Consider the following 23,534-nt stretch of genomic DNA (forward strand, 5'->3'; position numbering starts at 1 on the left):
CCGCGCGCGTGTTGGCCGTCCACGCGCACGCGTTTGCTGCTCACGCGCACGCGTTGGCCGTTCGCGTACGGGATGGGAGGTACCGTGACGATCACTGACGCGTTCGAGACGTCCTTCGCGGGCGCCGTGGACGAACTCGCGTTCGCCTATCGGGAGGTGCCGTTCTACGGGCCGCACCTTGATGCCGCCGGGGTGCGCCCCGCGGACGTGCGCGGCCCTGCCGACTTCCGCCGGATCCCGGCCACAACCAAGGCCGACTACCGGCGGAACTTCCCCGCCGGGGTGCTGGTGCGCGGCACGAAGCTGGCCGACGAGTTCGTCTTCCGCAGCCGCAGTTCGGGGACGACGGGGGAACGCCTGATCACCCTGGCGCACACGTTCACCCTGGCCGAGCGGCAGCTACGGACGACCGCGGTGCATCCGGGGATGCTGGCGGTCTTCGCCGGGGCACGCGACCAGCGGGTCTGCCGCTACGCCCCACCCGCCTGCTCCGACGTGGAGTGCGCGACGCCGTTCACCACGCCGGAAAGCAGGACCCTGCCGGACGGCACGCTGGTGCTTCCGGTGGCGCACGACCTGCTGGCCACCTCGCCGGAGCTGGTGGACCAGGCCATCGGCGAGCTGACCGAGCATCGCCCGCACTGGCTGTACGCCGATCCGGCGCACCTGGCCTTCCTCCTCGACGCGATGCGTGCGCGCGGCCTGCCGCCGCCGGCGGCCGACGGGGTGGTGCTGGCGTACAACCTGGCGACCGGGGCGGCGCTGCGGCGGATCAGGGACTACCTGCCGGCCGGGACGGTGGTCGTCGAGGTCGCCTCGATGTCCGAGCTGGGCTGGCTCGGGATGACCTGCCCGACCGGCTTCCTGCACCTGAACACCGAGAACTTCTACCTCGAGCTCCTGCGGTCGGGCACGGATCGCCCCGCGGGGCCCGGCGAGCTGGCCGAGCTGTACGTGACCAGTATCGGCGACCGGCTCAGCCCGCATATCCGCTACCGCACCGGGGACGGCTACACCCTGCTGGACGGCGCGTGCCCGTGCGGGAACGCGTCACCCCGAGTCGTCCATCATGGACGGTGCGCGGACTACCTCGAGGCGGCTGGCGAGATCGTGCTGACCCCGCGCACCCTGGACGAGCTGGTCGGCTCCGCCGAATGGCTCACCTTCTACAAGCTGACCCACCTGGACACCGGTCCGCTGCTGCTGCGGTACATCCCGGTTCCGAACACCGCGCACGGCGAGCGGGCCGGTGCGCTGGCCGAGGTGATCGGCCAGCGCACCGGCAGGGAGGTCGCCCTCAGCGCGGTGGACCACATCGAGTCCGAACGCTCCGGCAAGCTGTTCGGCTGCGTCCGCGCCGCGCGCAGCGGTGAATCGGGGGTTCCGGTATGACCATACGTGATGTCCGTCCCGACTTCCCGGTACTGGCAAGGGAGGTCGACGGGACCAAAGTGACCTACCTGGACAGTGCGGCCACGGCGTTGAAACCGCGTCAGGTGATCGACGCGATGACCCGCTACTACACCGAGGTGAGCGCGAACATCCACCGCGGCAAGCACATGTTGTCCGAGGAGGCGTCCGATGCCTACGAGATGTGCCGCACCAGGGTCGCGGCCTTCCTCGGCACCCGGGCCGCGGAGGTGGTGTTCACCGCGAACACCACGCACGCACTGAACCTGGTGGCGACCGGGCTCGACCTCGAGCCGGACGACCTGGTGCTGGTCAGCGGGGACGCGCACCACTCCCTGCAGCTACCGCTGCGCGGCAGGGCCACCGTGGACTGGATCCCCACCGACGCGAGCGGCGCCGTCGACCTCGAGGCCTACGCCCGGCAGGTGGAACGGCGGCCGGCGCTGGTGGCGATCACGCACTGCTCGAACGTGACCGGCCGCTACGCCCCGGTGGCGGAGATGGCCGCGCTCGCCAGGGAACACGGCGCGCTGACCGTGCTGGACGCCGCGCAGTCGGTGCCGCACCGGCCGGTACGGGTACCCGAGCTCGCGGTGGACGCGATCGCCTTCTCCGCGCACAAGATGCTCGGCCCCACCGGGATCGGCGTACTCACCGTCGGGACGGCGCTCACCGAACGGCTCCGGCCCGCGCTGATCGGCGGTGGCGTCGTGGACTGGGTGGACACCGAAAGCTGGGTACTGCGCCGCCCGCCGCACCGCTTCGAGGCGGGCACCCCGCATATCGCGGGCGCATACGGCCTGCGGGCCGCGGTGGACTACCTGGACGCCCTCGGCATGGCGGCGGTGGCCGAGCACGACGCCTGGCTCGCCGAGGTGCTGCACACCGAGGCCGCCAAGCGCGACTACCTCAGCGTGCTCGCCCCCGGGCCCGGCGAGCGCAGCGCCACCCTGTCGGTGGCCGTGCGGGACATTCCCGATCTCACCGAAGTGGCACAGTCCCTTTCAGACAGTTACGGGGTGATGTGCCGCAGCGGGCACCTCTGCGCGCAACCGCTGGTGAACGCGGCGGCGGGGTCGGCGGTGCTGCGGCTGTCCGCGCAGATCTACAACACCGCCGAGGACATCCGAACCGCCTTCGCGGCGCTGGACGAGTTGCACCCACTCCTGGCGGGTGCGTGATGGCCGCACACCGACCGACGATCACCATCATCGGCGCCGGGCTTGCCGGCTCGCTGATGTCGATCTACGCCGCGCGCAGGGGATTCCCGGTCGTGGTGTACGAGCGGCGCGGCGATCCACGGGAACCGGGCGCGGCTGACGCCAAACGGTCCATCAACCTCGGCCTCTCCCAGCGCGGCATCCGGGCGCTGGACGAGGTCGGGCTGCTGCGGACGATCAGGGCCGAGGTCGCGCCCATGCGCGGCCGGGTCGTACACCATCACGACGGCCGGCTGTCCTTCCAGCCCTACGGCACATCGGCCGAGCAGATCCTGCACTCCGTACTGCGGCACGACCTGAACACCGCGTTGATCCGGCGGGCCGAGGACCTCGGCGTGACGTTCCACTTCGGACAACCACTGCGCGAACTCGACCTCGATTCCGGCACCGCGCTGATCGGCGAAGCCGAGGTGGCGACCGAGGTGATCATCGGCGCGGACGGGGTGCATTCGGTCGTCCGCGACCAGTTACCGCACTCCCGGACGGACCGGAAGACGCTCGAGTGGGGATACAAGGAGGTCCACATCCCCGCCGGCCCGGACGGCGCCCGCCGGACCGACCCCGAGGCACTGCACGTCTGGCCGGGTGAGCGGGGACTCATCGTCGCGCATCCCAATGTGGACGGAACGTTGACCGGAACGGTGTTCCTGCCGCACGAGGGCCCGGCGAGCTTCGCGACCCTGACCTCTCCCGCGGCCGTCCGCCGGTTCTTCACCGCCCGCTTCCCGGACGCGCTGAGCCTGATGCCGGACCTGGTCGAGGAGTTCCTCGCCCATCCGGTCGGCAGCCTGCACACCATCCGCACCGCGCCCTGGCACGCCGGCGCCAGGGTGGTGCTGCTCGGCGACGCCGCGCACGCGGTGTACCCGTTCTACGGCCAGGGCATGAACTCCTCCTTCGAGGACTGTTCGGTGCTGGATGCCTGCCTCGCCGAGCACGAGGACCTGCCCACCGCGTTCGCGGAGTTCCAGCGCCGTCGCAAGCGGCACACCGATGTGCTGGCCGAGCTGTCCGAGCGCAACTTCGTCGAGCTGCGCGACCGGGTCTCCTCCCCGCTGTACGCGATCCGCAAGAAGGCCGACCTGGTGCTGAACAAGCTGCTCGGTGACCGCTGGATGCCGCTCTACACCATGATTTCGCACACCACGGTCCCCTACGCCGACGCCCTCGCCACCGCCCGCAGGCAGGACAGGGTGCTCGGCGCGCTCGGTGCCGCCGCGCTGCTCGCCGCGGGCGCGGGCTTCCGGGCGGCCAGATCCCTTTCCACCGTTCGTCGTCGAGGTGCGCAGTGCTGACCCATCCCGCTGACCCGAACCTGACCCTGGTCGAGGTGACCGACCTCGACCGCGAACCGCCACCCCCACCGGTCGCCGCGTACCGGGACACCCTGCACGAGGTGCTCGGGTGGGCGCGGAGTTACCTGTGCGACACCCATCCGGAGCTCGGCAGGCGCGGCCACGTCTGCCCGTTCGCCAAGGCGGCGCTGGACGGTGGCACCAGCTACCTCGCCGTGTTCCCCGGCCGGCCGGAACGTGTCGACGAGGTGGCCGCGGTGTTGCTCGGCTACCGGGAATGGTTCGAGCAACTGTGCGCCGCGGACTCCGCGAGGGCGCAGTACCACACCATCCTGGTCGCCTTCCCCGACCTGGAGCCCGCGGACGTACCCAGGGTGATCGACGGCACCCAGCGGCGGCTCAAGCCGGACTACGTCAGCAGGGGGCTGATGATCGGCGAGTTCCACGACGGCCCGCCGGAGGCCGGCGGGTTGTGGAACCCGGACTTCCGTCCGCTGCGCAGTCCGGTCCCCATGCTGGTCATCCGGAACATGGTGCCCACCGATTTCGCGTTCCTGCGCGAGGACCCGGAGTTCCTCGCCGCCTACCTCGGCCGGTTCGGCGACCAGGTGCCGCCACACCTGCGCCAGCAGGTCGCCGAAGCCGTCGAGGAGTTCGGGCTCACCCCCGCGCTGTCCGCGGTGGGTACCGAGGTGCCGCTCTCCGCGGCGCAGCGCAGGCTGTGGTTCCTGAGCAGGCTCGATCCCGGTAATGCCGTGCACCACGTGGCGCGGGCGGTGCGGCTGCGGGGTGAGTTGGACCCCACCACGCTCGGCGTCGCCCTGGCCGGGGTGGTCCGCAGGCACCCCGCGCTGCGGACCCGGCTGGCCGAGCGGGACGGGCAACCGGTGGCCACCCACGCCCCCGCAACCGGGGCCGGAAGCTGCCCGGTCTCCCTGCCGGTCACGCTAGTGGACGGGGAGCCCGAGGCCGCCCGGCGGGCCCGCGCCGTCGCCCGGCGACCGTTCAACCTGCGGCGCGGCCCGCTGCTGCGCGGTGCCCTGCTCCGGCTGGCCAAGGACGATCACGTGCTGGTGGTCGCCGCGCACCGGATCGCGGCCGACGAGTCCGCATTGGACCTGGTGTGCGCCGAACTCGGCGGTGCGGGCGGGGACACCGGCGCGGCCGAGCCGACGCAGACCATCGAGGAGGACCTGGCCTACTGGGTGCGCAGGCTCGCCGGGGCGCCCACCCTGGACCTGCCGACCGACCGGCGCCGCCCCGCCGCGCAGACCTACCGCGGCGGCACCCACCGGTTCCACCTGCCCGCCGAGGTGGTGGCCGGGCTGCGCGCCCTGCACCCGGAAACCGGTTCACCGCGGATTCCGCTGCTCGCGGCCTTCGACGTGGTGCTGGCACGGCACAGCGGGCAACGAGACGTGCTGGTCGGAGTGCAGCCCGAGGTCGAGCGGGCGGCCGTCGCACCGCTGGACACCGTGGCCGTGCTGCGCGCCGACCTCTCCGGCGAGCCGAGTTTCGCCGAGCTGGTGCGGCGGTGCGCGGCCGAGGCCGAGCGGGCACGGCGGCACCGGCGGGCCGCCTTCGAGGACGTGGTGACCGCGCTGGATGTGCGGCGCAGCCTCGGCGTCCCGCCGGTGTTCCAGGCGAGCTTCGCGGTGCGGGACACCCCGCCGCGGCTGCCGGAGCTCACCGGGGTGACGGCCGAGGAGTACCCCTTCGAGCTCGGTGCCGCCGAGCTCGATCTCACCCTGCACGGCGCGCCGGCAGGGGACGGCGGGCTCGACCTGGTCATCGGGTACAGCACCGACCTGTTCGACGAGACGACCGTGCGCCGGCTGGCCGAACACCTCACGCTGGTGGCCACCACGGCCACCGCGGACCCCGGGCTGCCGGTCTGGCATATCCCGCTGCTCGACCCGGCCGGGCGGGCCGAGCTGCTGGCCGGGCGGCGGGGCCCGGCCGTCGAGCTGCCCGACCCGGCGAGCCCGCTGACCCTGCTCGGCGCCACGGCGACCGCCGACCCGGATGCCCCCGCGGTCAGCGGACCGGACGGCGAGCTGACCTACCGGGAGTTGCACCGCAGGGCCGCCCAGCTCGCGCACGTGCTGCGGGACTGGGGTGCCGGCCCGGACGTCCCGGTGGGGGTGTGTCTCGAACGCTCGGCCGCGATGGTCGTCGGGTTGCTCGGGGTGTGGCTGGCCGGTGCGGCCTACGTGCCGCTGGACCCGGCATTCCCGCCGGAGCGGCTGCGGCACATGCTCGGGGACGCGGGGGTCGAGGTGGTCGTCACCCATGAGGCCACCCAGGCCCCGCTCGGCGAGCTGCTCGGCGAGGTCGCGGGTCAGGTCTGCCTGGACGCCGACGCGGACGTGCTGGCCGCCCGGCCCGCAACGCCCCCGGCTGCCGGGCCGCGGCCGGAGGACCTCGCCTACCTGATCTACACCTCCGGCTCGACCGGAACCCCGAAGGGCGTGGAGATCCCGCATCGCGCGGTGGCCAACCTGCTGGTCGCCTTCGCCCGGATCGTCCCGCTGACGCAGGCGGATGGCTGGCTCGCGGTCACCACGCTGTCCTTCGACATCGCCGCGCTCGAGCTGTTCCACCCGCTGGCCAGTGGCGCCAGGCTGATCGTGGCGAGCGAGGCGGAGGCAGGCGACGGGGTCGCGCTGTGCCACAGGGCGATCGAGTCCGAGGCCACCGTGCTGCAAGCCACCCCCGCCACCTGGCGGATGCTGCTGGCGGGCGGCGGGGTGCCCGCCGGAATCCGGCTGCGGCTGTGCGGTGGCGAGGCGGTGCCCCGCGATCTGGCCGACCGGCTCGCCGAGGACGGAGCCACGCTGTGGAACGTGTACGGACCCACCGAGACGACGGTGTGGTCCGCCGCGGGCAGGATCGCTCCCGCCCCGGCGCCGGTGGAGATCGGGCCGCCGATCGCCAACACCGCCGTCCACGTACTGGACGCGGCCGGGGAACCGGCACCGGTCGGCGTGGTGGGCGAGGTGCATATCGGCGGGCTCGGCCTGGCCCGCGGCTACCGGAACCTGCCCGAACTCACCGCGGAGCGGTTCGTGCCCGATCCCTTCCACCCCGGCGCGACCCTGTACGCCACCGGCGACCTCGCCCGCTACCGGCCCGGCGGCGGCTTGGACTTCCTCGGCAGGGCCGACCACCAGGTCAAGGTACGCGGGTTCCGGATCGAGCTCGGCGAGATCGAGGCCGCGTTGCGCGGGCACGAGTCGGTGGAGACCGCCGTGGTGACCAGCTGGCGCGGCGCCGATGGCGACCACCGGCTTGTCGGCTACGTGGTCGGCGACCAGGGCGTCTCGTGGCCGCGGCTGCGTGACCGGCTGCGCCACAGCCTGCCGGAGTACATGATCCCGAGCACGGTGGTGCTGCTGGACGAGCTGCCGCTGACGCCGAACGGGAAGGTGGACAGGGCGGCGCTGCCCGAGCCGGAGTGGGACGCGCTGGGCGGCACTCGGCGGCCGCCGGGCAACCCGGTGGAGCGGGCACTGGCCGCGCTGTGGTGCGAGGTCCTCGGCCGCACCGAGATCGGAGTGGACGACGACTTCTTCGCTCTCGGCGGGCATTCCCTGCTCGGCGCGAAACTGCTGGCCAGGGTGCGCGGCTACTTCGACACCGAGGTGCCGATCCGCAGCCTGTTCGAGGCGCCGACGGTGGCCGGCCTCGCCGAGGTGCTGGTCCGGCTGGAGGCCGCGCCCGGGCAGGCCACCGCGATCGCCGAGCTGCGCCAGCGGATCGAGGAGATGCCCGACGACGAGGTCGCCACCCTGTTGCAGCGGTCCCCATGAGTGCGGCGGAAGGAAGGACACGATGACAACCGAATCGACGGCCGCGCGGGAGGCGTTGCTGGCGCGGTTGCTCGCCAAGGACGGTTTCCACCTTTCCGGCGAGAGCACGGTGCCGCGCCGCGCGCAGGGAGCCGAGGTCCCGCTGTCCTCCGCCCAGCACCGGTTGTGGTTCCTGGACAACCTCGCCGGCGGCGACACCGGCACTGCCGCGTACCTGATGCCGGCGGCGTACCGGCTCACCGGGGAACTGGACGTGACCGCGCTGACCGGCGCGCTGGACGCGATGGTGCGCAGGCATGAAGCGTTGCGGGCCGCGATCCTGCCCACCGAGTCGGGGGAACCCGTGCACGTGATCGCCGAGCCAGCCGCCGCGAGCCCGGTGCGGCTCGCGCACTACGACATCTCCGCGCTGTCCACGAAGGACGCGGAGGAACGGGCGAGGGAACTGGCCGAGCAGGACACGGGGCGCCCGATGCGGCTGGACCGGCCCCCGCTGCTGCGGGCCACGTTGATCCGCCGCGGCGATGAGGAGCACGTGCTGGTGCTGTGCGCGCACCACATCGTGTGCGACGACCTCTCCCTCGGCATCCTCACCCATGACCTGATGGCCGCCTATCAGTCCATTGTCGACGGTGACGTTCCGGAAACCGGGGAGCCCGCGGTACGGTTCGGGGACTACCTGGTGTGGCGGCGAGAGCGCGGGGGTGGAGACCTCGGCTACTGGGTCGAGCACCTTTCCGGTGCGCCGCCGCTGCTGGAGCTGCCCACCGATCGGCGCCGCCCCGAGGTCCGCCGGTTCCGCGGGGACAGCGTCACGGTGGACATCCCCGCGGAGCTGTCCGCGGCCGTGCACGAGCTGGCACGGCGCGCCGAGGCCACGCCGTTCATGGTGCTGCTGGCCGCGTTCTCGGTGCTGCTCGGGCGCTACAGCGGCGGGACCGACCTCGTGGTCGGTTCGCCGGTGGCCAACCGGAACCTGCCCGAGCTGGACGACCTCGTCGGCATGTTCGTCAACACCCTGGCGCTGCGGATGGACCTGTCCGGTGACCCGACGCTGGAGGAGGTGCTGGCCAGGGCGCGGCAGGTGGCGGTGTCCGGGCTCAGCCACGCGGACGTGCCGCTGGAGGACGTGATCGAGCGGATCAACCCGACCCGGGACCTCGGCTACAACCCGCTGTTCCAGGTGATGCTGGTGGTGAACCCGGACCCACCCCGGCGGGAGGAGCGCGGGCCGCGGGTACAGCCGGTCGGGCTCGGCGCCACCCCGGCCCGGTTCGACCTGACCCTGGTGGTCACCGACGCGCCCGAGGGCCTGCGCGGGCACCTGGATTTCGACGCGGACCTCTTCGACCCGGCCACGGTGTCCGGGATGGCGACCGGGCTCGTTCGGGTGCTGCGCGCCATGGTCCGCGAGCCGGGCCTGCCCGCCCGCTCGGTGGGCCTGGTCGAACCGGCGGAGCTGGAACGGGTGGCGGCGGGGCCACCTGCCGCGGCAACGGTACCGGTGACCGAGTTGATCACCGCGCGCGCCGCGGAGTCGCCGGGGGCCCCCGCGGTGCTCGGCCAGGACGAGGAGATCAGCTATGCCGAGTTGCTGCACCGGGCGAACCGGGTGGCGCGGCGGCTGCTGGCGGCGGGCGCCGGACCCGAGGTCCCGATCGGGCTGTGCGCCCCGGCAGGGGTGGACGCGATCGTCGGGTTGCTGGGCATCCTGCTTTCCGGCAGTGCCTACGTCCCCCTCGATCCCGGGCATCCGGTGTCCCGGCTGTCGTTCCTGCTCGCCGACACCGGCGCTCCCGCCGTGGTCACCCGCTCCGCGCGGGACGGCCGGTTCGCGGACTTCCCCGGCACCGTGGTCGCACTCGACGAACCCGGCGGGGAGGGCGGCCCTGCGCCGCCGGCACCCGAGATCCGGCCGGAGCAACTCGCGTACGTGATCTACACCTCCGGGTCGACCGGCGAGCCGAAGGGTGTCATGGTGCGGCACGGCGCGCTGGCGAACCTGGCCACGGCGTTTCGCGACGCGCACGGGATCGGGGCGGGGACGCGGCTGCTCATGGTCCCGCCGCTGACGTTCGACGCCTCGGCGGGGGACATCTTCCCCGCGCTGATCAGCGGCGCCGCGCTGATGCCGGTCGCCGAACCCGCCGCGTTGAGCGCGGGGGCGCTGCGCGAGGTGTGCGCCGAGCACGGGATCACCGCGGTGGACACGGCCGCCGCGATCTGGCGGCAGTGGGTGCACGATCTCGCCGGGGCCGGGCGGATCGACCCCGGACCGCTGCGGGTCCTGATGGTCGGCGGTGAGCAGATACCGGCGGACACGCTACGCACCTGGGCGGAGGTCACCGGCGGCGCCGTGCCGCTGTACAACCACTACGGCCCCACCGAGGCGACGGTCTGCGCCCTGACCTACCGCACCGTGGACGGCACGGAACTCGGCGACACAAGCGTCCCTTGTGGACGGCCATTGCCCGGGGTGCGGGCCTACGTGCTGGACCACGCGCTGCGGCCGCTGCCCGCCGGGGTACCGGGAGAGCTCTACCTCGCAGGCTCCGGCCTGGCACGGGGCTATCTCGGCGACCCGGCCCGTACCGCGGCCGCGTTCCCGGCCGACCCGTTCTCCCCCGCGCCGGGCGGCCGGATGTACCGCACCGGCGACCTCGCCAAGGTCCGTGCCGACGGGAACCTCGAGTTCCTCGGCCGTGCCGACCGCCAGGTGAAGATCCGGGGCAACCGGATCGAGCTCGGCGAGGTGGAGGCGGCGATCAAGCGGCTTCCCGGGGTACGGGACACCGCCGTGGTCGCGCACGGGGACCCGGCGCGGCTGGTCGCCTACCTCGTCCCGGAGGGCGAGGCCGAGCCCGCGCGGCTGCGCGAGACGCTCGCCCGCGTGCTGCCGGACCACCTGGTGCCCAGCGGGTTCGTCCCGATCGAGGCCCTGCCGCTGACCCGGAACGGCAAGGTCGACCGTACCGCGCTACCCGCGCCCCGGGAGGACGTCCTGGCCCGGCCGGCACACGTCCCACCGGCGAGCGGGACCGAGCGGGCGCTCGCCGACATCTGGGCCCGGACCCTGGACGTGACCACCGTCGGAGCCGGGGACAACTTCTTCGACCTCGGCGGGCACTCCCTGCAGGCTGCCGGGGTACTCGCCGAGGTGCGCTCGGCCCTGGGAGTACGGCTGCCGGTGCGTACCCTGTTCGAGGCACCCGACCTGGCCGCCTTCGCCGCCGCCGTGCGGCGGGTCCGGTCCGGTGCGGTGGAACCCACGCGGCAGGCGGCCGGGATCGACCTGCGCGGCGAGGCCGTGCTGCCCGACGACGTCTGCGCCGATCTGTCCACACTCGACAGGTTCACCGCGGAGCCCGCCGCACCGGAAGAGGTCCTGATCACCGGTGCGACCGGCATGCTCGGCGCGCGGTTGCTGCTCGACGTGCTGCGCAACACCTCGGCGCGGGCGCACTGCCTGGTCCGCGCCCCCTCGGCGGACGAGGCGACGGCACGGCTGCACGAGGTGCTGCGCCGCTGCCCCGACTGGAAACTCGGCTACGCCGACCGGATCATCGCCCTGCCTGGCGAGGTGTCCCGGCCACGGCTCGGCCTGCCCGCGGCGGAGTACGACCGGCTGTGCGAGGTGATCGACACCGTGTACCACTCGGCCTCCCTGGTCAACGTGGTGCTGCCCTACCCGCGGCTGCGTGCGGACAACGTGACCGGAACCGTCGAGGTGCTGCGCCTCGCCGGCCGCCGCAGGCCGAAGGCCACGCACGCGATCTCCACCCTGGGGGTGTTCTTCGGCTCGGCCTACGCGGGCGAGGTGGTCACCGAGGCCGATCCGCCTGCCGACCCGGACGGGATGAGCTCCGCCTACGCGCAGAGCAAGTGGGTCTCCGACACCCTCGCTCGCGCCGCCCGCGAGCGCGGGCTCCCCGTCTCACTCCACCGGCCGGCGCGGGTCACCGGGGACAGCCGCACCGGGGAGAGCAAGACCGATGATGTGCTGGCCCGCATGCTCGGCACCGTCGTCCGCCTCGGTTGCGCCCCGTCGTCCAGTACCCCGTTCGACATGGCGCCGACCGACTTCCTCGCCTCCGCGATCGGCAGGCTCTCCCGCGCGCCGCAGCACGGCGGCCGGGAGTTCCACTACTACAACCCGAACACCACGACCGGTGACCGCCTCGGCGCCGGCCTGCGGGACTTCGGTTACCCGGTGTCCGGCGTGACCCGCGAGGAGTGGACGCGGCGCACCGGAGCGGCGCTGGACGCGGGCGACGAGCTGCCGATCGGGGTGTTCACCGGGTACGACATGCCGGACCGCCTACCGGTCTTCGACTGCGCGGCGACCGAGCGGGAACTCGCCGCGGCCGGCCTGGCCTACCCGACCGTGGACGCCGGGCTGCTGCGCACCTACCTGCGTTACCTCGTCGAACGTGGCGTACTGCCCCGACCGGCGGGGAGGTGAGCCGGATGCGCCCGTTCGCGCTCGTCTGGGGCGGCCAGCTGGTCTCGGTCGTCGGCTCCGCGCTGACCGGATTCGTGCTCGCCGTCTGGGTCTACCAGGTGACCGGATCGGTGACCCAACTGGCGCTGGTCACCGCGGCCAACACGGTGCCGGGAATCCTGCTCGCCCCGCTGGCGGGCGTGGTGGCGGACCGCTGGGACCGCAGGCGGTTGATGATCATCGCCGACTTCGCCGCCGCGGTGCCCACGGCCGTGGTCGCCGCCCTGTACTGGACGGGCCAGCTCGAGGTCTGGCAGCTGTACCTGACCACGGCATGCACCGCCGCCGCCGGCGTATTCCACAGCTCCGCGTACTTCACCATGGTGCCGAAGCTGGTCCCCAAGCGCCATCTCGGCCGGATCAACGGCCTGTTCCAGGTCAACTTCGCGATGGCGGCGGCGGCTCCGGTGCTGGGTGGCATCCTGTTGTCCACACTGGACGTCGACGGGGTGCTGCTGCTCGACCTCGCCACCTTCGTTTTCGCGGCCACCGCGCTCATGGTGGTGCGCCTGCCCGAGGGCGCGACGCGGGCGACGGAGGGCAAGGCAGGGCCGCGGTCGATGCTCGGTGACCTCGGCTACGCCTTCCGCTACCTCGCCCGGCGACCCGGCCTGCTGTGGCTGATCGGGTTCTCGGCGTTGTTCGACCTGCTGTTCGCGTTCGCCGAGGTACTCATCCGCCCGCTGATCCTCGCCTTCAGCTCACCAGCCACGCTCGGGCTGCTGATGTTCGTCGGCGGCGCCGGGCTGTTCGCGGGCACCCTGACGATGACCGCGTGGGGTGGCCCACGCCGCAAGGTGTCCGGCAGCCTGCTGTTCACCGGGATCGGCGGCGTCGCACTCGCCCTGCACAGCCTGGCCCCCTCCACGTTGCTGATCGCCATCGTCGCGCCGGTGTTCCTGTTCACCCTGCCGATCGTGAACGGCTGCGTGATGACGGTTTTCCAGACCAAGGTGGACTCCGACGCCCTCGGCAGGGTCACCGGGCTGGCGCGGGTGCTGTGGCAGGCCGCCACCCCGTTGGGTGCGCTGATCGCCGGCCCGCTCGCCGACCTGATCTTCGAACCCGCGATGCGGGCGGGCGGCACGTTGGCCGGCAGCGCCGGTTCCCTGCTCGGCACCGGACCCGGCCGCGGCATCGCCCTGCTGTACGCGGTGATCGGGCTGCTGCTGGTGCTGCTGGCGATCGCCGGTTCCCGGCTGCGGCGCCTGCGACACCTCGAGGACGACCTGCCGGACGCCGTCTCCGACAAGGAGCCGACCGAACCCACCCCCACCCGGTAAGGAACACCCATGCCATTCTCCCTCGGCCCCGAAGAGAAGCGGGCCTACATGTCCACACTGGATGCTCCGGCGCCGCAGCTCGACCTGCTCGCGGCGGTGGCCTTCCGCGCGGTGGGTGCCGCGGCGCGGCTGGGCGTGTTCGAGGAGCTCGGCGACGGGGAACGCACCGCGGGTGAGCTCGCCGCCGGGATCGGCGCGGATGAGCATGCCCTGCGGCTGCTGCTGGACGTGCTGGTGAGCGCGGGCTACCTCACCCGCGCCGGCGGGTGGTACGCCTGCGGCCCCAGTGCCCGGAAATGGCTGCGCCAGGGAGTTCCGGGCAGCTACCTGCCCACCGTGTCGCTGTGGCAGAACCTGCTGTTCGAGCTCTGGGACGATCTGGAGGACACGGTGCGCGCGGGACGTCCCGCGGCCGACTTCTACCGGTGGCTGGAGGACCGCCCCGGCCCGGCCGCGCAGTTCCAGCGGATGCTGGGCACGCTGGCCTCATGGCTTTCCGGGGAGGTGACCGAGCTGGTCCCGGTTCCGCGGCGGGGCGGCAGCCTGCTCGACATCGGTGGGGGGCACGCCCGCTACAGCATCGCCTTCTGCGAGCGCCACCCGGAGCTGCGGGCACGCGTGCTCGACCTGCCTGCGGCGCTGGCGGCGGGCAAGGAGGCGGTCGAGACCGCCGGGCTCGGCGACCGGGTCACCCTGCACGCACACGACGTTCTCGCGACCGACCTCGGCTCCGGCCACGACGTCGCGCTGCTGTTCAACATCCTGCACGGTAACCAACCCGAAGAGAACTCCGCCCTGCTGGAAGCGGTGCACCGGGCCGTGCGCCCCGGAGGCGTCGTGGCCGTGCTGGAACAGCTCACCGACGCCGACTCGATCACCGACCCCGACTCGGTCGCGGACGAGGCCATGGTCCGGGCGTTCAGCCTGAACCTGTTCCACACCCAGGGCGGCAGGGTCTACGACCGCGCGGGCATCGACGAGCTGCTCACCGGCGCCGGTTTCCGGCGGCCGGAGTGGAGCACCCTGTGCAAGCTCCCCACCGACCACCTCGCGGTGACCAGGAAACCGGCCGGTGACGCGCCGTGACCGCCGCGCAGGGGCAGGCGTTCCCCGCTTCCTTCGCGCAGCAGGGAATGTGGCTGTCCAGCCGGCTCGTCCCGGACACCCCGCTGTACCTGCTCGGCGTGGACTACCGGCTGCCCTACCGGGTCACCGCCGAGCAGCTCGCCGCGGCCGTCGCGGAGATCGCGCGCAGGCACGAGACCCTGCGCACCGCGCTGCGCCTGCGGGAGGACACCCTGATGCAGGTGGTGTACCCGCCCGCGCCCCCGTCACTGCCGGTCGAGGACCTCACCGAGTTACCGCCGCCGGAACGCGCGAAACGGGTGGCCCGGCTGCTGGCGGCCGAGGCAGGCACCCCACTCGAACTCGACCGACCACCGTTGTGGCGCGGGCGGCTGGTGCGCTGTGCCACCGCGGAATGGCACCTGATCTTCGTCGCGCATCACGCCGTCCTGGACGCGACCTCGATCTTCAACCTGCGCCGCGAGCTGCACGAGCTGTGCCGCGCGGCCGCGGAGGGAACTCGGCCCCGGCTGCCGGACCTGCCGATCCAGTACGCGGATTTCAGTGCCTGGCAACGGGACCAGGTTTCCGCCCCGGCTTCGGCCGAGCACCTGCGGTTCTGGCGTGCCCGGCTGGCGGGCCTACCCGACTCGCATTCCGTGCCCACCGATCACCCCCGACCGCCCCATGCCACGCATGTCGGCGCCCAGGTCCGGTTCACCGTCCCGGCCGGGCTCGCCGCGGCGGTGCGGGCGTACGGGCGTAGCCACGGGGCGAGCCCGTTCATGGTGCTGCTCGCCGCGTTCCAGGCCGTGCTGGCCAGGTTGTCCGGTGAGCCGGACACGGTGGTCGGCACCCCGGTGGCCGGTCGCGAGCTGCCGGAGCTCGACCCGCTGATCGGCATGTTCGTCAACACGCTGGTGCTGCGCACGGACCTGTCCGGCGACCCGAGCTTCGCGGAGATCGTGCGGCGGGCGCGGGAGACCGCGCTGTCGGCGTGGGAACACCAGCAGACCCCGTTCGACCTGCTGGTGGAATCCCTTGCGCCGCACCGGAATCCCGGTCGTCACCCGCTGTTCCAGCTCGGGTTCAACTTCCTCCCGGAACGGGGGTACGCTGGCAGCGGCAACGAGGTGTCCTCGATGGGCATGGACGGCGAGGACGCGCAGGCCACGGTCTCCCGGTTCGACCTGCACCTGGACCTGTTCGAGCAGGACGGTGGCCTGGTCGGCGTGCTGGAGTACGCCACGGACCTGTTCGATGCCGGCTCCGTGCGGGCCTTCACGGGGCGCTACACCCGGCTGCTGGCCGCGGGTGTGGCCGAGCCGGATACCCCGCTGTCCCGGCTGCCGCTGCTGGCGGAGGCGGAACGGCGGCGGCTGGTCGAGGCGGCCGACCCCGGCGGTGCCGTTCCGGCCGAGCCGGTGTGGCCCCGGTTCGCGGCCGTGGCCGAGGCGCGGGCGGCCGAACCGGCCGTGTGCCACGGCTCCGGCTCCCCGGTGAGCTACGCGGCACTCGCCCGCGCCGCCACCGCGCTGGGCGACCGGCTCATCGCGGGCACCACCGGTCCGGTCGCACTGCTACCCGGCGCCGACGCCGCGCAGCTGGCCACCGGGGTGCTCGGCGCCCTGTACGCGGGCAGGCCGTTCCTGCTGCTGGACGCGGGTCAACCCGCCGCACGACTCGGTTTCCTCCTGCGCAGCACCGGAATCGGCGCGCTGGTCGCCGCCGCGGACCAGCCGGTACCGCCGGCCGAGCTGCCGGTGCTCGGGTTCGATCCCGCCGCCGACCCGCCCACCGGTGCACCCGCGCGGCAGCCGCGGGAGGCCGCGGCGTGGCTGTGCGGGCTACCGTCCCGCGCCGGGCTGCCGAAGCAGGCCGTGGTGAGCGGACTCGGGCTGGCGGCGAGCGTCGAAGCGCTGCACGAGTTGCTGCGGCCGGAGCCGGGCGACGGCATCGGGCTGGTACCGGGACACCCCGCCGCGCTGTCGGTACCCCTGGTGCTGGCCGGGCTGCTCGCCGGCGGCACGCTCCGCCAGGTGCGCGCGGGTACGTCCGCGCGGGTCGATCACCTCGCCGTCACGGAGTCCACGGTGGACCTCCTCGGCCCTGTCCGGCCGGAGCGGACGCTGTTGCTGGACGGGGAACCGGGTGTTCCGCCGCCGGGGTGCCCGCCTGATGTCCGGTTGGTGCGCCGGTTCGGCTTCGCCGAGTGCGCCGGTGCCGGGCTGCTGGCCAGGGAGGAACCCGGGGTGTTCACGCCGGGGCCACGGCTCGGCGCCTGCGTGCTGGACACCCGGATGGAACTGGTCGCCGAAGGCGTGCTCGGCGAGTTGTGCCTGACCGGGCCCACCGTGGCCCTCGGTTACCTGGGCAGGCCGGGACCGAGCGCGGAGCGGTTCCCGCCCGATCCGAACGCGCGGCGACCGGGGACCCGGCTGCTGCGCACCGGCCTGGCGGCGCGCTGGCGGCCGGACGGCACCCTGGAGACACGAGCGAGGAAGGCGGCACGATGACGGTTTCCCCACCGGCCGAACAACTCGCCGAGGACCTGTGCGGGCGGCTGACCGAAGCCGGGTTCGGGCCGTGCTTCGGCACCCCCTGCGGCATCCTCTCCCCGCTGTACCGGGCGCTGGAGCGTACCGTCGGGATGCGCACCATCACCAGGGAGGACAACGCCGTCGGCGTCGCGGTCGGCGCGTCGCTCGCCGGGCGGTTCCCGGTGGTACTCATGCAGAACTCCGGCCTCGGGCAGTCGGTGAACGCGCTGGCTTCCCTGGTCGTGCCCTACCGTATCCCCCTGCTGCTGGTGATCAGCCTGCGCGGGATCGACCCGGACCCGACGCCGGAGAACCAGGTGATGGGCAGGCTGACCGAACCACTGCTGTCCGGTTTGGACATCCCGACCGAGACCGTGGGCTCCCCCGGCGTGACCGGCTTCCTCGGCGAGGTCCGGCGGGATCGGCGCGCGGCCGCCCTGCTCGTCCCGCCCGCGGCCTTCGGGTGGCGGGCATGAACAAGACCGCGGCGATCGGGGCCGTACTCGCGGCCACCACGAACGAACCCGTCGTCTTCACCACCGGGTACGCCTGCCGGATCGCGCGACATCTCGGTGACCGGCCGGGACACTTCTACATGACCGGTTCGATGGGCCTCGCCTGCGCCATCGGCGCCGGTGTCGCGCTGGAGACCGGGCGCACCACGGTGATCGTGGACGGGGACGGGAGCGTGCTGATGAACCCGGCCTGCCTGGTCACCGCGGGCGCGATGACTTCCCTGCCGCTGGTGCACGTGCTGCTCGATGACGGCCGGTACGCCTCCACCGGTGGGCAGGAAGTCCCCTCCGCACGGGCGGACCTGTGTGCGTGGGCCCTGGCCTCCGGCTACCTGCTGGCCGCCGACACCGCCGGCGAGGCCGAGCTCACGGAACTGCTCCGCACCGAACTGGCAGCGGGCAACGGTCCGGTGTTCCTGCGCTGCGTGCTGACCGAGCCCGACCCCCCGGTGCCGCCCCGCGTCGACGTCGACCTCCCCACCCACGCTCGCCGCTTCACCGCCCACTGCGGTGAGTGACCCGGAACGTGGGAACGGGCCGCTCACCGCGGTCACGTGCGGTTGACGATATTGCCGTGCCGGTAGATACCAATCCGACCTCCAGCAGGCCGACCCGCTTGTCTCGCAGGCAAGGCCGCGTCGGCCGAGCCGACCTACTTCCGGTCTCCTTGGTAGTAGGCGGTGTCGAAGGGGAGGTGGATACGCAGGCCCGTGGTGGGGCCGTCGGCCGAGGTGGCGAGCGCTCCGTCGAGGTAGAGCCGGAGGGTCTCCGACGAAGAAGCAATAGTTCAGCGGCAAACAATTCTCGTATAATTACCGCAGCGGAAGCGCGGAAGCGGGTTCACGAGGACCTCGCCGCGATCTCGCGGTACACCCTCCGTGCCGGACTCACCACCCGAAGCGCCTGATCACAGGCCCGCAACGGAACGGCCGCTACCTCTCCACGTGGGGGTGCCCGATCTCGACCCTCCCGAACAAGGATGACCGCCATTGCCAGTGACCCGGATCACACGGTCAAGGAGGTCGAGTGGAAAGCGGCGCGGGAGAGGGGAATCCAGGGAACTCCGTCCTGCTGAGCGTGCGTGACCTCCATGTCCGGTACGGCCGGTCGGTCATCGCCCTGCACGGTGTACACCTGGATGTTCCGCCGGACGGGGTGGTTGCCGTGCTGGGCAGCAACGGCGCGGGTAAGTCCACACTGCTGCGCGCGGTGTCCGGAACGCTGCGGATGCACCGCGGGGCCGTGTCCGGCGGCGAGGTTCGCTACCGGGACAGGCGGATCGACCGGCTGGATCCGGCCGCGATCGTGCACCTCGGGGTGGTCGGCGTGCCGGAGGGCCGGCAGGTCTTCGCCAGGATGACCGTGGAGGAGAACCTGCGGGCCGGCGGGATCGGAGCCGCCTCCGCGCGGGGAAGGGCCGCGGCCCGCCGGCGGGTGCATGAGCTGTTCCCCGTGCTGGCCGACCGGGCCCGCCAGCGCGCCGGCCTGCTGTCCGGCGGCGAGCAGCAGATGCTCGCGATCGGCCGTGCCCTCATGTCGAGCCCGGAACTGCTGCTGCTGGACGAGCCCTCGCTCGGGTTGGCACCGAAGGTGGTCGACCGGATCGGTGCGATCATCCGGGAAATCCACCAGCAGGGCACGGCCGTGGTGCTGGTCGAGCAGAACGCCGTGATGGCACTGCGGGTCGCCGAACACGCGGTGGTGCTCGAGGTCGGCAGGGTCGCGCTCAGCGGCCCCGCCGCGGAACTGTCCCGCAGCGAGGACGTGCAGCGGCTCTACCTCGGCGGGCACGCCGAGTCGCAGGCCGCCGCGCAGGAGGACGCCGCACTGGCCGCCAGCACGCGGTCGGCCTCCCGGGGCCTGTCGAGGTGGACCGGATGACCACCATCCCCGAACTGCGCGTACGGGAGGTAACGCTGCGCTTCGGCGGCCTGACCGCGCTGGACGAGGTGTCCTTCACCGTGCGACCCGGCTCGCTGCACGCGCTGATCGGACCGAACGGCGCCGGGAAGTCCAGCTGTTTCAACGTGATCAGCGGTGTGTACCGGGCAGGCACCGGCCGGGTGGAGCTGGGTGAGCAGGACATCACCCTGCGCGGGCCGCACACCCTCGCGGGCGCGGGCATCGGCCGTTCCTTCCAGAACACCGCGCTGTCGGCGCGTTCCACCGTGCTGGACAACGTGCTGCTCGGCAGGCACGCCCTCACCAGGGGCGGATTCCTCTCCTGCGGGCTGCGGTTGCCGTGGACCGTCCGGCAGGAACGCAGGCACACCGCACGGGTCAGGGAGATCTGCGACTTCCTCGGCCTCGCCGACCGGCTCCACCTTCCGGTCGCCGCACTACCCTACGGCGCCGCCAAGCGGGTCGATCTCGCCCGGGCCCTGGCGGTCGAGCCGAGCCTGTTGCTGCTGGACGAACCCGCGGCGGGGATGAACGCGATGGAGACCGCGGAGCTGGCGCACACCATCCAGGAGGTCCGCGAGGAGCTCGGGATCTCGATCCTGCTGGTGGAACACGACATGGGCCTGGTGATGGGCATCGCGGACCGGATCACGGTGCTGGATTTCGGCAGGTTGATCGCCGACGGCACCCCCGCCGAGGTGCGGGCGAACCCGGAGGTCATCCGGGCATACCTGGGAACGTCGGCCGAGGAGAACGAGTGAACACCTTCCTGCAGCTGGTGGTGAACGGGCTCGGTAAGGGCGCCGTCTTCGCGCTGCTCGCACTGGGCTTCGTGATCATCTTCAAGGCCACCGAGGTGATCAACTTCGCGCACGGTTCGCTGGTGTTGTTCGGCGGCTACCTCGTGGTCGTCACCAAGGAGTCGCTCGGCTGGGCGGGCGCGGCTATCTGCGGTGTCCTCGCGGCCGGGCTGCTCGGGCTCGCGGTGGAACGGTTGCTGCTGTCCAGGGCCCGGCTCGCCGACGCCAACAGCCTCGCCCTGCTCACCATCGGGATCGACGTGATCATCACCGAGGAGATCGTGCGCAGGCTGGGCGTGAGCCTGCCGTTCATCGGCGAGGCGTGGGACGCGCGGCCGCTGCAACTCGGCGGGATCACGCTGTTCCGCACCCACCTGGTCGCGCTGGCGGTCGCCGCGATCCTGATCACCGGGTTCTACCTGGCCTTCCGGTTCTCCAACTGGGGCATCGCGATGCGGGCGCAGGCGGAGAACAGGGAGGCCGCCGCACTGATGGGCATCCGCAGCTCCCGGGTGACCGCCACCGCCTGGCTGGTGGCCGGCATGCTCGCGGGAGTCGCGGTGCTGTTCATCGCCACCCAGGACTTCTCCGGCGCAGGGCTGTCCCGCGGCACCCACTCGATCGCGCTGGCCGCGTTTCCCGCTGCGATCCTCGGCGGGCTGGACTCCACCGCGGGCGCGGTCGTCGGCGGCCTGGTGGTCGGCCTGGTGGAAGCCCTCTCCGCGCAGTACGTGTCGTTCGACTTCGCCAAGAGCGCGGTGTTCCTGGTGATGCTCGTGGTGCTGGTAATCCGACCATCCGGGTTGTTCGGGACGAGGGAGAGTACCCGTGTCTGAGCCCCGCCGGCTATCGCTACGGCCGGTGCGGCCGGTGCTGTGGCTGGCGCTGCTGGTCGTGCTGCTCGCGCTGCCGCTGTACCTGGAGGCGGCCTGGCTCAAGGCAGGCCAGTACATGATGGTCGGCGCGGTCGGGGCCATCGGGCTGACCATGCTGATCGGCCAGGCGGGCCAGTTGTCCCTCGCGCACGCGTTCTTCCTGCTCGCCGGCGGCACGTCGTACACCGTGCTGTCCGGTCCGACCGGGGACCAGCGGGTGCTCGGCCTCGGCCTGGATCCCGGCCTGGCGCTGCTCGGCGCGGTGGCGATCAGCACCCTGCTCGGCCTCGCGTTCGCCCCGGTGGCGGGGCGGCTGCGCGGGATATACCTCGGCGTGGCCTCGCTGTCCCTGGTCTTTCTCGGGCTGTACTTCGGGCAGGCCGCGGAGTCGCTCACCGGTGGCACCTCGACCGGGCGGCCGCCGGCGACATTCGAACTGTTCGGGTTCCCGTTTTCCAACGCGGGCCCCGAGATCGAGTTGCTCGGTGTGCCACTGCGCCAGGCCGAGCGGGTCTGGTACCTGTTCCTCGCGCTGACCGTGATCGCGTTCGTGCTCGCCCGCGGCGCGATCCGTGGCCGTACCGGCCGTGCCTGGCGCGCCGTGCGGGACAACGAGGCGGCCGCCTCCGTGATGGGCGTGGGCGTCGCCCGCGCCAAGGCGGGCGCCTTCGCGGTGTCCTCGGCCTACGCCGGCCTTGCCGGGGTGATGACGGTGCTGTGGTTCGACATCCTCAAACCCGACGAGAGCGAGTTCGGTACCTACGGCATCAACACCTCCATCGCCTTCCTGGCCATGGTGATCATCGGCGGGCTCGGCTCGGTCTCCGGCGCACTGGTCGGCGCGCTGCTGGTGAACGGGCTGCCGCAGGTGCTTTCCCTGTACGCGGCCGACCTCGGCTGGTTCACCGGAACCGGAGACGGCGCGTTCACCCCTGCCCTGATCAGCTCCTTCGTCTACGGCGCGGCGATCGTGCTCGTCGTGCTCTTCGAACCCGGTGGGCTCGCGGCGATCGGGCGCCGGATCACGGGCCTGCTGCGGACCACACACCCTGGAAAGGATCGGTGAACCCTATGAAGCGCCTACTCGCACTCACCTGCGCCGCCGTGCTGCTGTCGGCGTGCGGCACCAAGGGCGGAGACTCCGGGACCTCCGGCACCGACGAATCGGGGGTGCGGACCGGGGTCGGCGTCACCGACTCGGAGATCGCCCTCGGCGTGATGACGGACAAGACCGGCGTGTTCAAGAATCTCGGCCTCGGCATCACCCAGGGCAACGAACTGTGGGTCGAGGATGTCAACGCCGAGGGCGGCGTCTGCGGCCGGCAGATCCGGCTGGAGCAGGTCGACCACGGCTACCAGGCCGACACGGCGAAAACCCTGTACCCGCAGATCGAGCCGAAGGTGCTCGGTTTCGTGCAGTTGCTCGGCTCCCCGATCACCGCCGCGCTCAAGCAGAACCTCGCCACGGACAAGGTGGTGGCCGCACCGGCGTCCTGGTCCTCGGAACTACTGGACAACCCGTACTTGATGATCGTCGGAACCACCTACGACGTGGAGATGATCGACGGCCTTTCCTACCTGCGGGAGGAGGGCATGATCTCGGACGGGGACACCGTGGGGCACATCTACATCGACGGCGAGTACGGGGCGAACGGCCTGCGCGGCTCCCGGCACTACGCGCAGCAACACAACCTGGACCTGCGCGAGGTCAAGATCACCTCGACGGACAACGACCTGACCAATGTGGTCACCGGGTTCAAGGGTGAAGGGGTCGAGGCGATCCTGCTCACCAGCTCGCCGACCCAGGCCGGATCGGTGCTCGCGGCGAACAAGGCACTCGGGCTGAACGTTCCCGTGCTGGGCAACAATCCGGTGTTCGACCCGGTGCTGCACTCCAGCCCGGCGGCGGGCGCGCTGGACAAGCTGTACGTGGTGGCCAGCGGCGTCCCGTTCTCCGCGGACATCCCGAAGGCCCAGGAGGTCGCCGAGAAGTACAAGGCCGCCTACAACGAGCCGCCGAACGCGGGTGTCCCGTACGGCTACGCGGTCGCCGAGGTGTGGGGCACGGTATTGGAGCGCGCCTGCGCGAACAAGGACCTGACCCGCGAGGGCGTGCAGTCCGCGCTCAAGCGGACCACCTCGGCCGAGACCGGTGACCTGGTCGCCCCGCTGGACTTCTCCGTGCCCGGCGCACCGGCCACCCGGCAGGTGTACGTCGCCCAGCCGGACGCGGCCGCCGAGGGTGGATTGCGGTATGTCAAGCCGCTGTTCGAGGCCACGGAAGCCAAGGAATACCAGGCCCCGCACCAGGAGTGA

Annotated in this window: 15 protein-coding genes; all 15 read left to right on the forward strand. The window is 72.3% G+C overall.

Going from position 1 to position 23,534, the window contains the following annotated elements; all coding sequences use genetic code 11:
- Nucleotides 1-84 precede the first annotated feature (84 nt).
- The 15 genes from FB471_RS07570 (at nucleotide 85) to FB471_RS07640 (ending at nucleotide 23,534) form a co-directional block, all read left to right on the forward strand.
- Nucleotides 85-1,392: a phenylacetate--CoA ligase family protein gene (locus tag FB471_RS07570; protein ID WP_141996621.1), complete on the forward strand. Its 1,308-nt coding sequence runs from the start codon at nucleotides 85-87 to the stop codon at nucleotides 1,390-1,392.
- The gene (locus tag FB471_RS07575) at nucleotides 1,389-2,591 is read left to right on the forward strand and encodes an aminotransferase class V-fold PLP-dependent enzyme (protein ID WP_141996622.1); all 1,203 of its coding nucleotides are present in this window, start codon (nucleotides 1,389-1,391) and stop codon (nucleotides 2,589-2,591) included. The genes FB471_RS07570 and FB471_RS07575 overlap by 4 nt, the downstream gene beginning before the upstream one ends.
- The gene (locus FB471_RS07580; protein ID WP_211357982.1) at nucleotides 2,591-3,925 is read left to right on the forward strand and encodes an FAD-dependent oxidoreductase; all 1,335 of its coding nucleotides are present in this window, start codon (nucleotides 2,591-2,593) and stop codon (nucleotides 3,923-3,925) included. The genes FB471_RS07575 and FB471_RS07580 overlap by 1 nt, the downstream gene beginning before the upstream one ends.
- On the forward strand, nucleotides 3,919-7,737 hold the full coding sequence (locus FB471_RS07585) for a non-ribosomal peptide synthetase (RefSeq protein WP_141996623.1): 3,819 nt from the start codon (nucleotides 3,919-3,921) through the stop codon (nucleotides 7,735-7,737). Before FB471_RS07580 ends, FB471_RS07585 begins: the two co-directional genes overlap by 7 nt.
- 22 nt (nucleotides 7,738-7,759) lie before the next feature.
- Nucleotides 7,760-12,199 carry a non-ribosomal peptide synthetase gene (locus FB471_RS07590; protein WP_141996624.1) on the forward strand — a complete coding sequence of 1,480 codons (4,440 nt, stop codon included), beginning with the start codon at nucleotides 7,760-7,762 and terminating at the stop codon, nucleotides 12,197-12,199.
- Nucleotides 12,200-12,204: 5 nt separating this feature from the next.
- Nucleotides 12,205-13,521 (forward strand): MFS transporter, encoded by a 1,317-nt coding sequence (locus FB471_RS07595; protein ID WP_211357983.1) that lies wholly within the window; start codon nucleotides 12,205-12,207, stop codon nucleotides 13,519-13,521.
- Nucleotides 13,522-13,530: 9 nt separating this feature from the next.
- Complete coding sequence (locus tag FB471_RS07600) at nucleotides 13,531-14,607, forward strand: methyltransferase (RefSeq protein ID WP_141996625.1); 1,077 nt, start codon at nucleotides 13,531-13,533, stop codon at nucleotides 14,605-14,607.
- On the forward strand, nucleotides 14,604-17,102 hold the full coding sequence (locus tag FB471_RS07605) for a condensation domain-containing protein (RefSeq protein WP_141996626.1): 2,499 nt from the start codon (nucleotides 14,604-14,606) through the stop codon (nucleotides 17,100-17,102). Before FB471_RS07600 ends, FB471_RS07605 begins: the two co-directional genes overlap by 4 nt.
- Nucleotides 17,099-17,602 carry a thiamine pyrophosphate-binding protein gene (locus FB471_RS07610; RefSeq protein WP_141996627.1) on the forward strand — a complete coding sequence of 168 codons (504 nt, stop codon included), beginning with the start codon at nucleotides 17,099-17,101 and terminating at the stop codon, nucleotides 17,600-17,602. Before FB471_RS07605 ends, FB471_RS07610 begins: the two co-directional genes overlap by 4 nt.
- Nucleotides 17,599-18,159 (forward strand): thiamine pyrophosphate-dependent enzyme, encoded by a 561-nt coding sequence (locus FB471_RS07615; RefSeq protein WP_141996628.1) that lies wholly within the window; start codon nucleotides 17,599-17,601, stop codon nucleotides 18,157-18,159. The genes FB471_RS07610 and FB471_RS07615 overlap by 4 nt, the downstream gene beginning before the upstream one ends.
- Nucleotides 18,160-18,709: 550 nt before the next feature.
- Nucleotides 18,710-19,522, forward strand: coding sequence for an ABC transporter ATP-binding protein (locus FB471_RS07620; protein ID WP_142001654.1), 813 nt, complete (start codon nucleotides 18,710-18,712; stop codon nucleotides 19,520-19,522).
- Nucleotides 19,519-20,304: an ABC transporter ATP-binding protein gene (locus tag FB471_RS07625; protein WP_141996629.1), complete on the forward strand. Its 786-nt coding sequence runs from the start codon at nucleotides 19,519-19,521 to the stop codon at nucleotides 20,302-20,304. Before FB471_RS07620 ends, FB471_RS07625 begins: the two co-directional genes overlap by 4 nt.
- The gene (locus FB471_RS07630; RefSeq protein ID WP_141996630.1) at nucleotides 20,301-21,179 is read left to right on the forward strand and encodes a branched-chain amino acid ABC transporter permease; all 879 of its coding nucleotides are present in this window, start codon (nucleotides 20,301-20,303) and stop codon (nucleotides 21,177-21,179) included. Before FB471_RS07625 ends, FB471_RS07630 begins: the two co-directional genes overlap by 4 nt.
- Complete coding sequence (locus FB471_RS07635; RefSeq protein ID WP_141996631.1) at nucleotides 21,172-22,284, forward strand: branched-chain amino acid ABC transporter permease; 1,113 nt, start codon at nucleotides 21,172-21,174, stop codon at nucleotides 22,282-22,284. Before FB471_RS07630 ends, FB471_RS07635 begins: the two co-directional genes overlap by 8 nt.
- A gap of 5 nt (nucleotides 22,285-22,289) precedes the next feature.
- Nucleotides 22,290-23,534 (forward strand): ABC transporter substrate-binding protein, encoded by a 1,245-nt coding sequence (locus tag FB471_RS07640; protein WP_141996632.1) that lies wholly within the window; start codon nucleotides 22,290-22,292, stop codon nucleotides 23,532-23,534.

The sequence above is a fragment of the Amycolatopsis cihanbeyliensis genome, assembly GCF_006715045.1.
Classification (GTDB): Bacteria; Actinomycetota; Actinomycetes; order Mycobacteriales; family Pseudonocardiaceae; genus Amycolatopsis; species Amycolatopsis cihanbeyliensis.

What these genes read in the sequence shown, in the direction of transcription:
- FB471_RS07595 (WP_211357983.1), top strand. Translation starts at nt 12,205, where the DNA reads ATGCGCCCGTTCGCGCTCGTCTGGGGCGGCCAGCTGGTCTCGGTCGTC.
- FB471_RS07575 (WP_141996622.1), top strand. Translation starts at nt 1,389, where the DNA reads ATGACCATACGTGATGTCCGTCCCGACTTCCCGGTACTGGCAAGGGAG.
- FB471_RS07640 (WP_141996632.1), top strand. Translation starts at nt 22,290, where the DNA reads ATGAAGCGCCTACTCGCACTCACCTGCGCCGCCGTGCTGCTGTCGGCG.
- FB471_RS07590 (WP_141996624.1), top strand. Translation starts at nt 7,760, where the DNA reads ATGACAACCGAATCGACGGCCGCGCGGGAGGCGTTGCTGGCGCGGTTG.
- FB471_RS07580 (WP_211357982.1), top strand. Translation starts at nt 2,591, where the DNA reads ATGGCCGCACACCGACCGACGATCACCATCATCGGCGCCGGGCTTGCC.
- FB471_RS07600 (WP_141996625.1), top strand. Translation starts at nt 13,531, where the DNA reads ATGCCATTCTCCCTCGGCCCCGAAGAGAAGCGGGCCTACATGTCCACA.
- FB471_RS07625 (WP_141996629.1), top strand. Translation starts at nt 19,519, where the DNA reads ATGACCACCATCCCCGAACTGCGCGTACGGGAGGTAACGCTGCGCTTC.
- FB471_RS07610 (WP_141996627.1), top strand. Translation starts at nt 17,099, where the DNA reads ATGACGGTTTCCCCACCGGCCGAACAACTCGCCGAGGACCTGTGCGGG.
- FB471_RS07615 (WP_141996628.1), top strand. Translation starts at nt 17,599, where the DNA reads ATGAACAAGACCGCGGCGATCGGGGCCGTACTCGCGGCCACCACGAAC.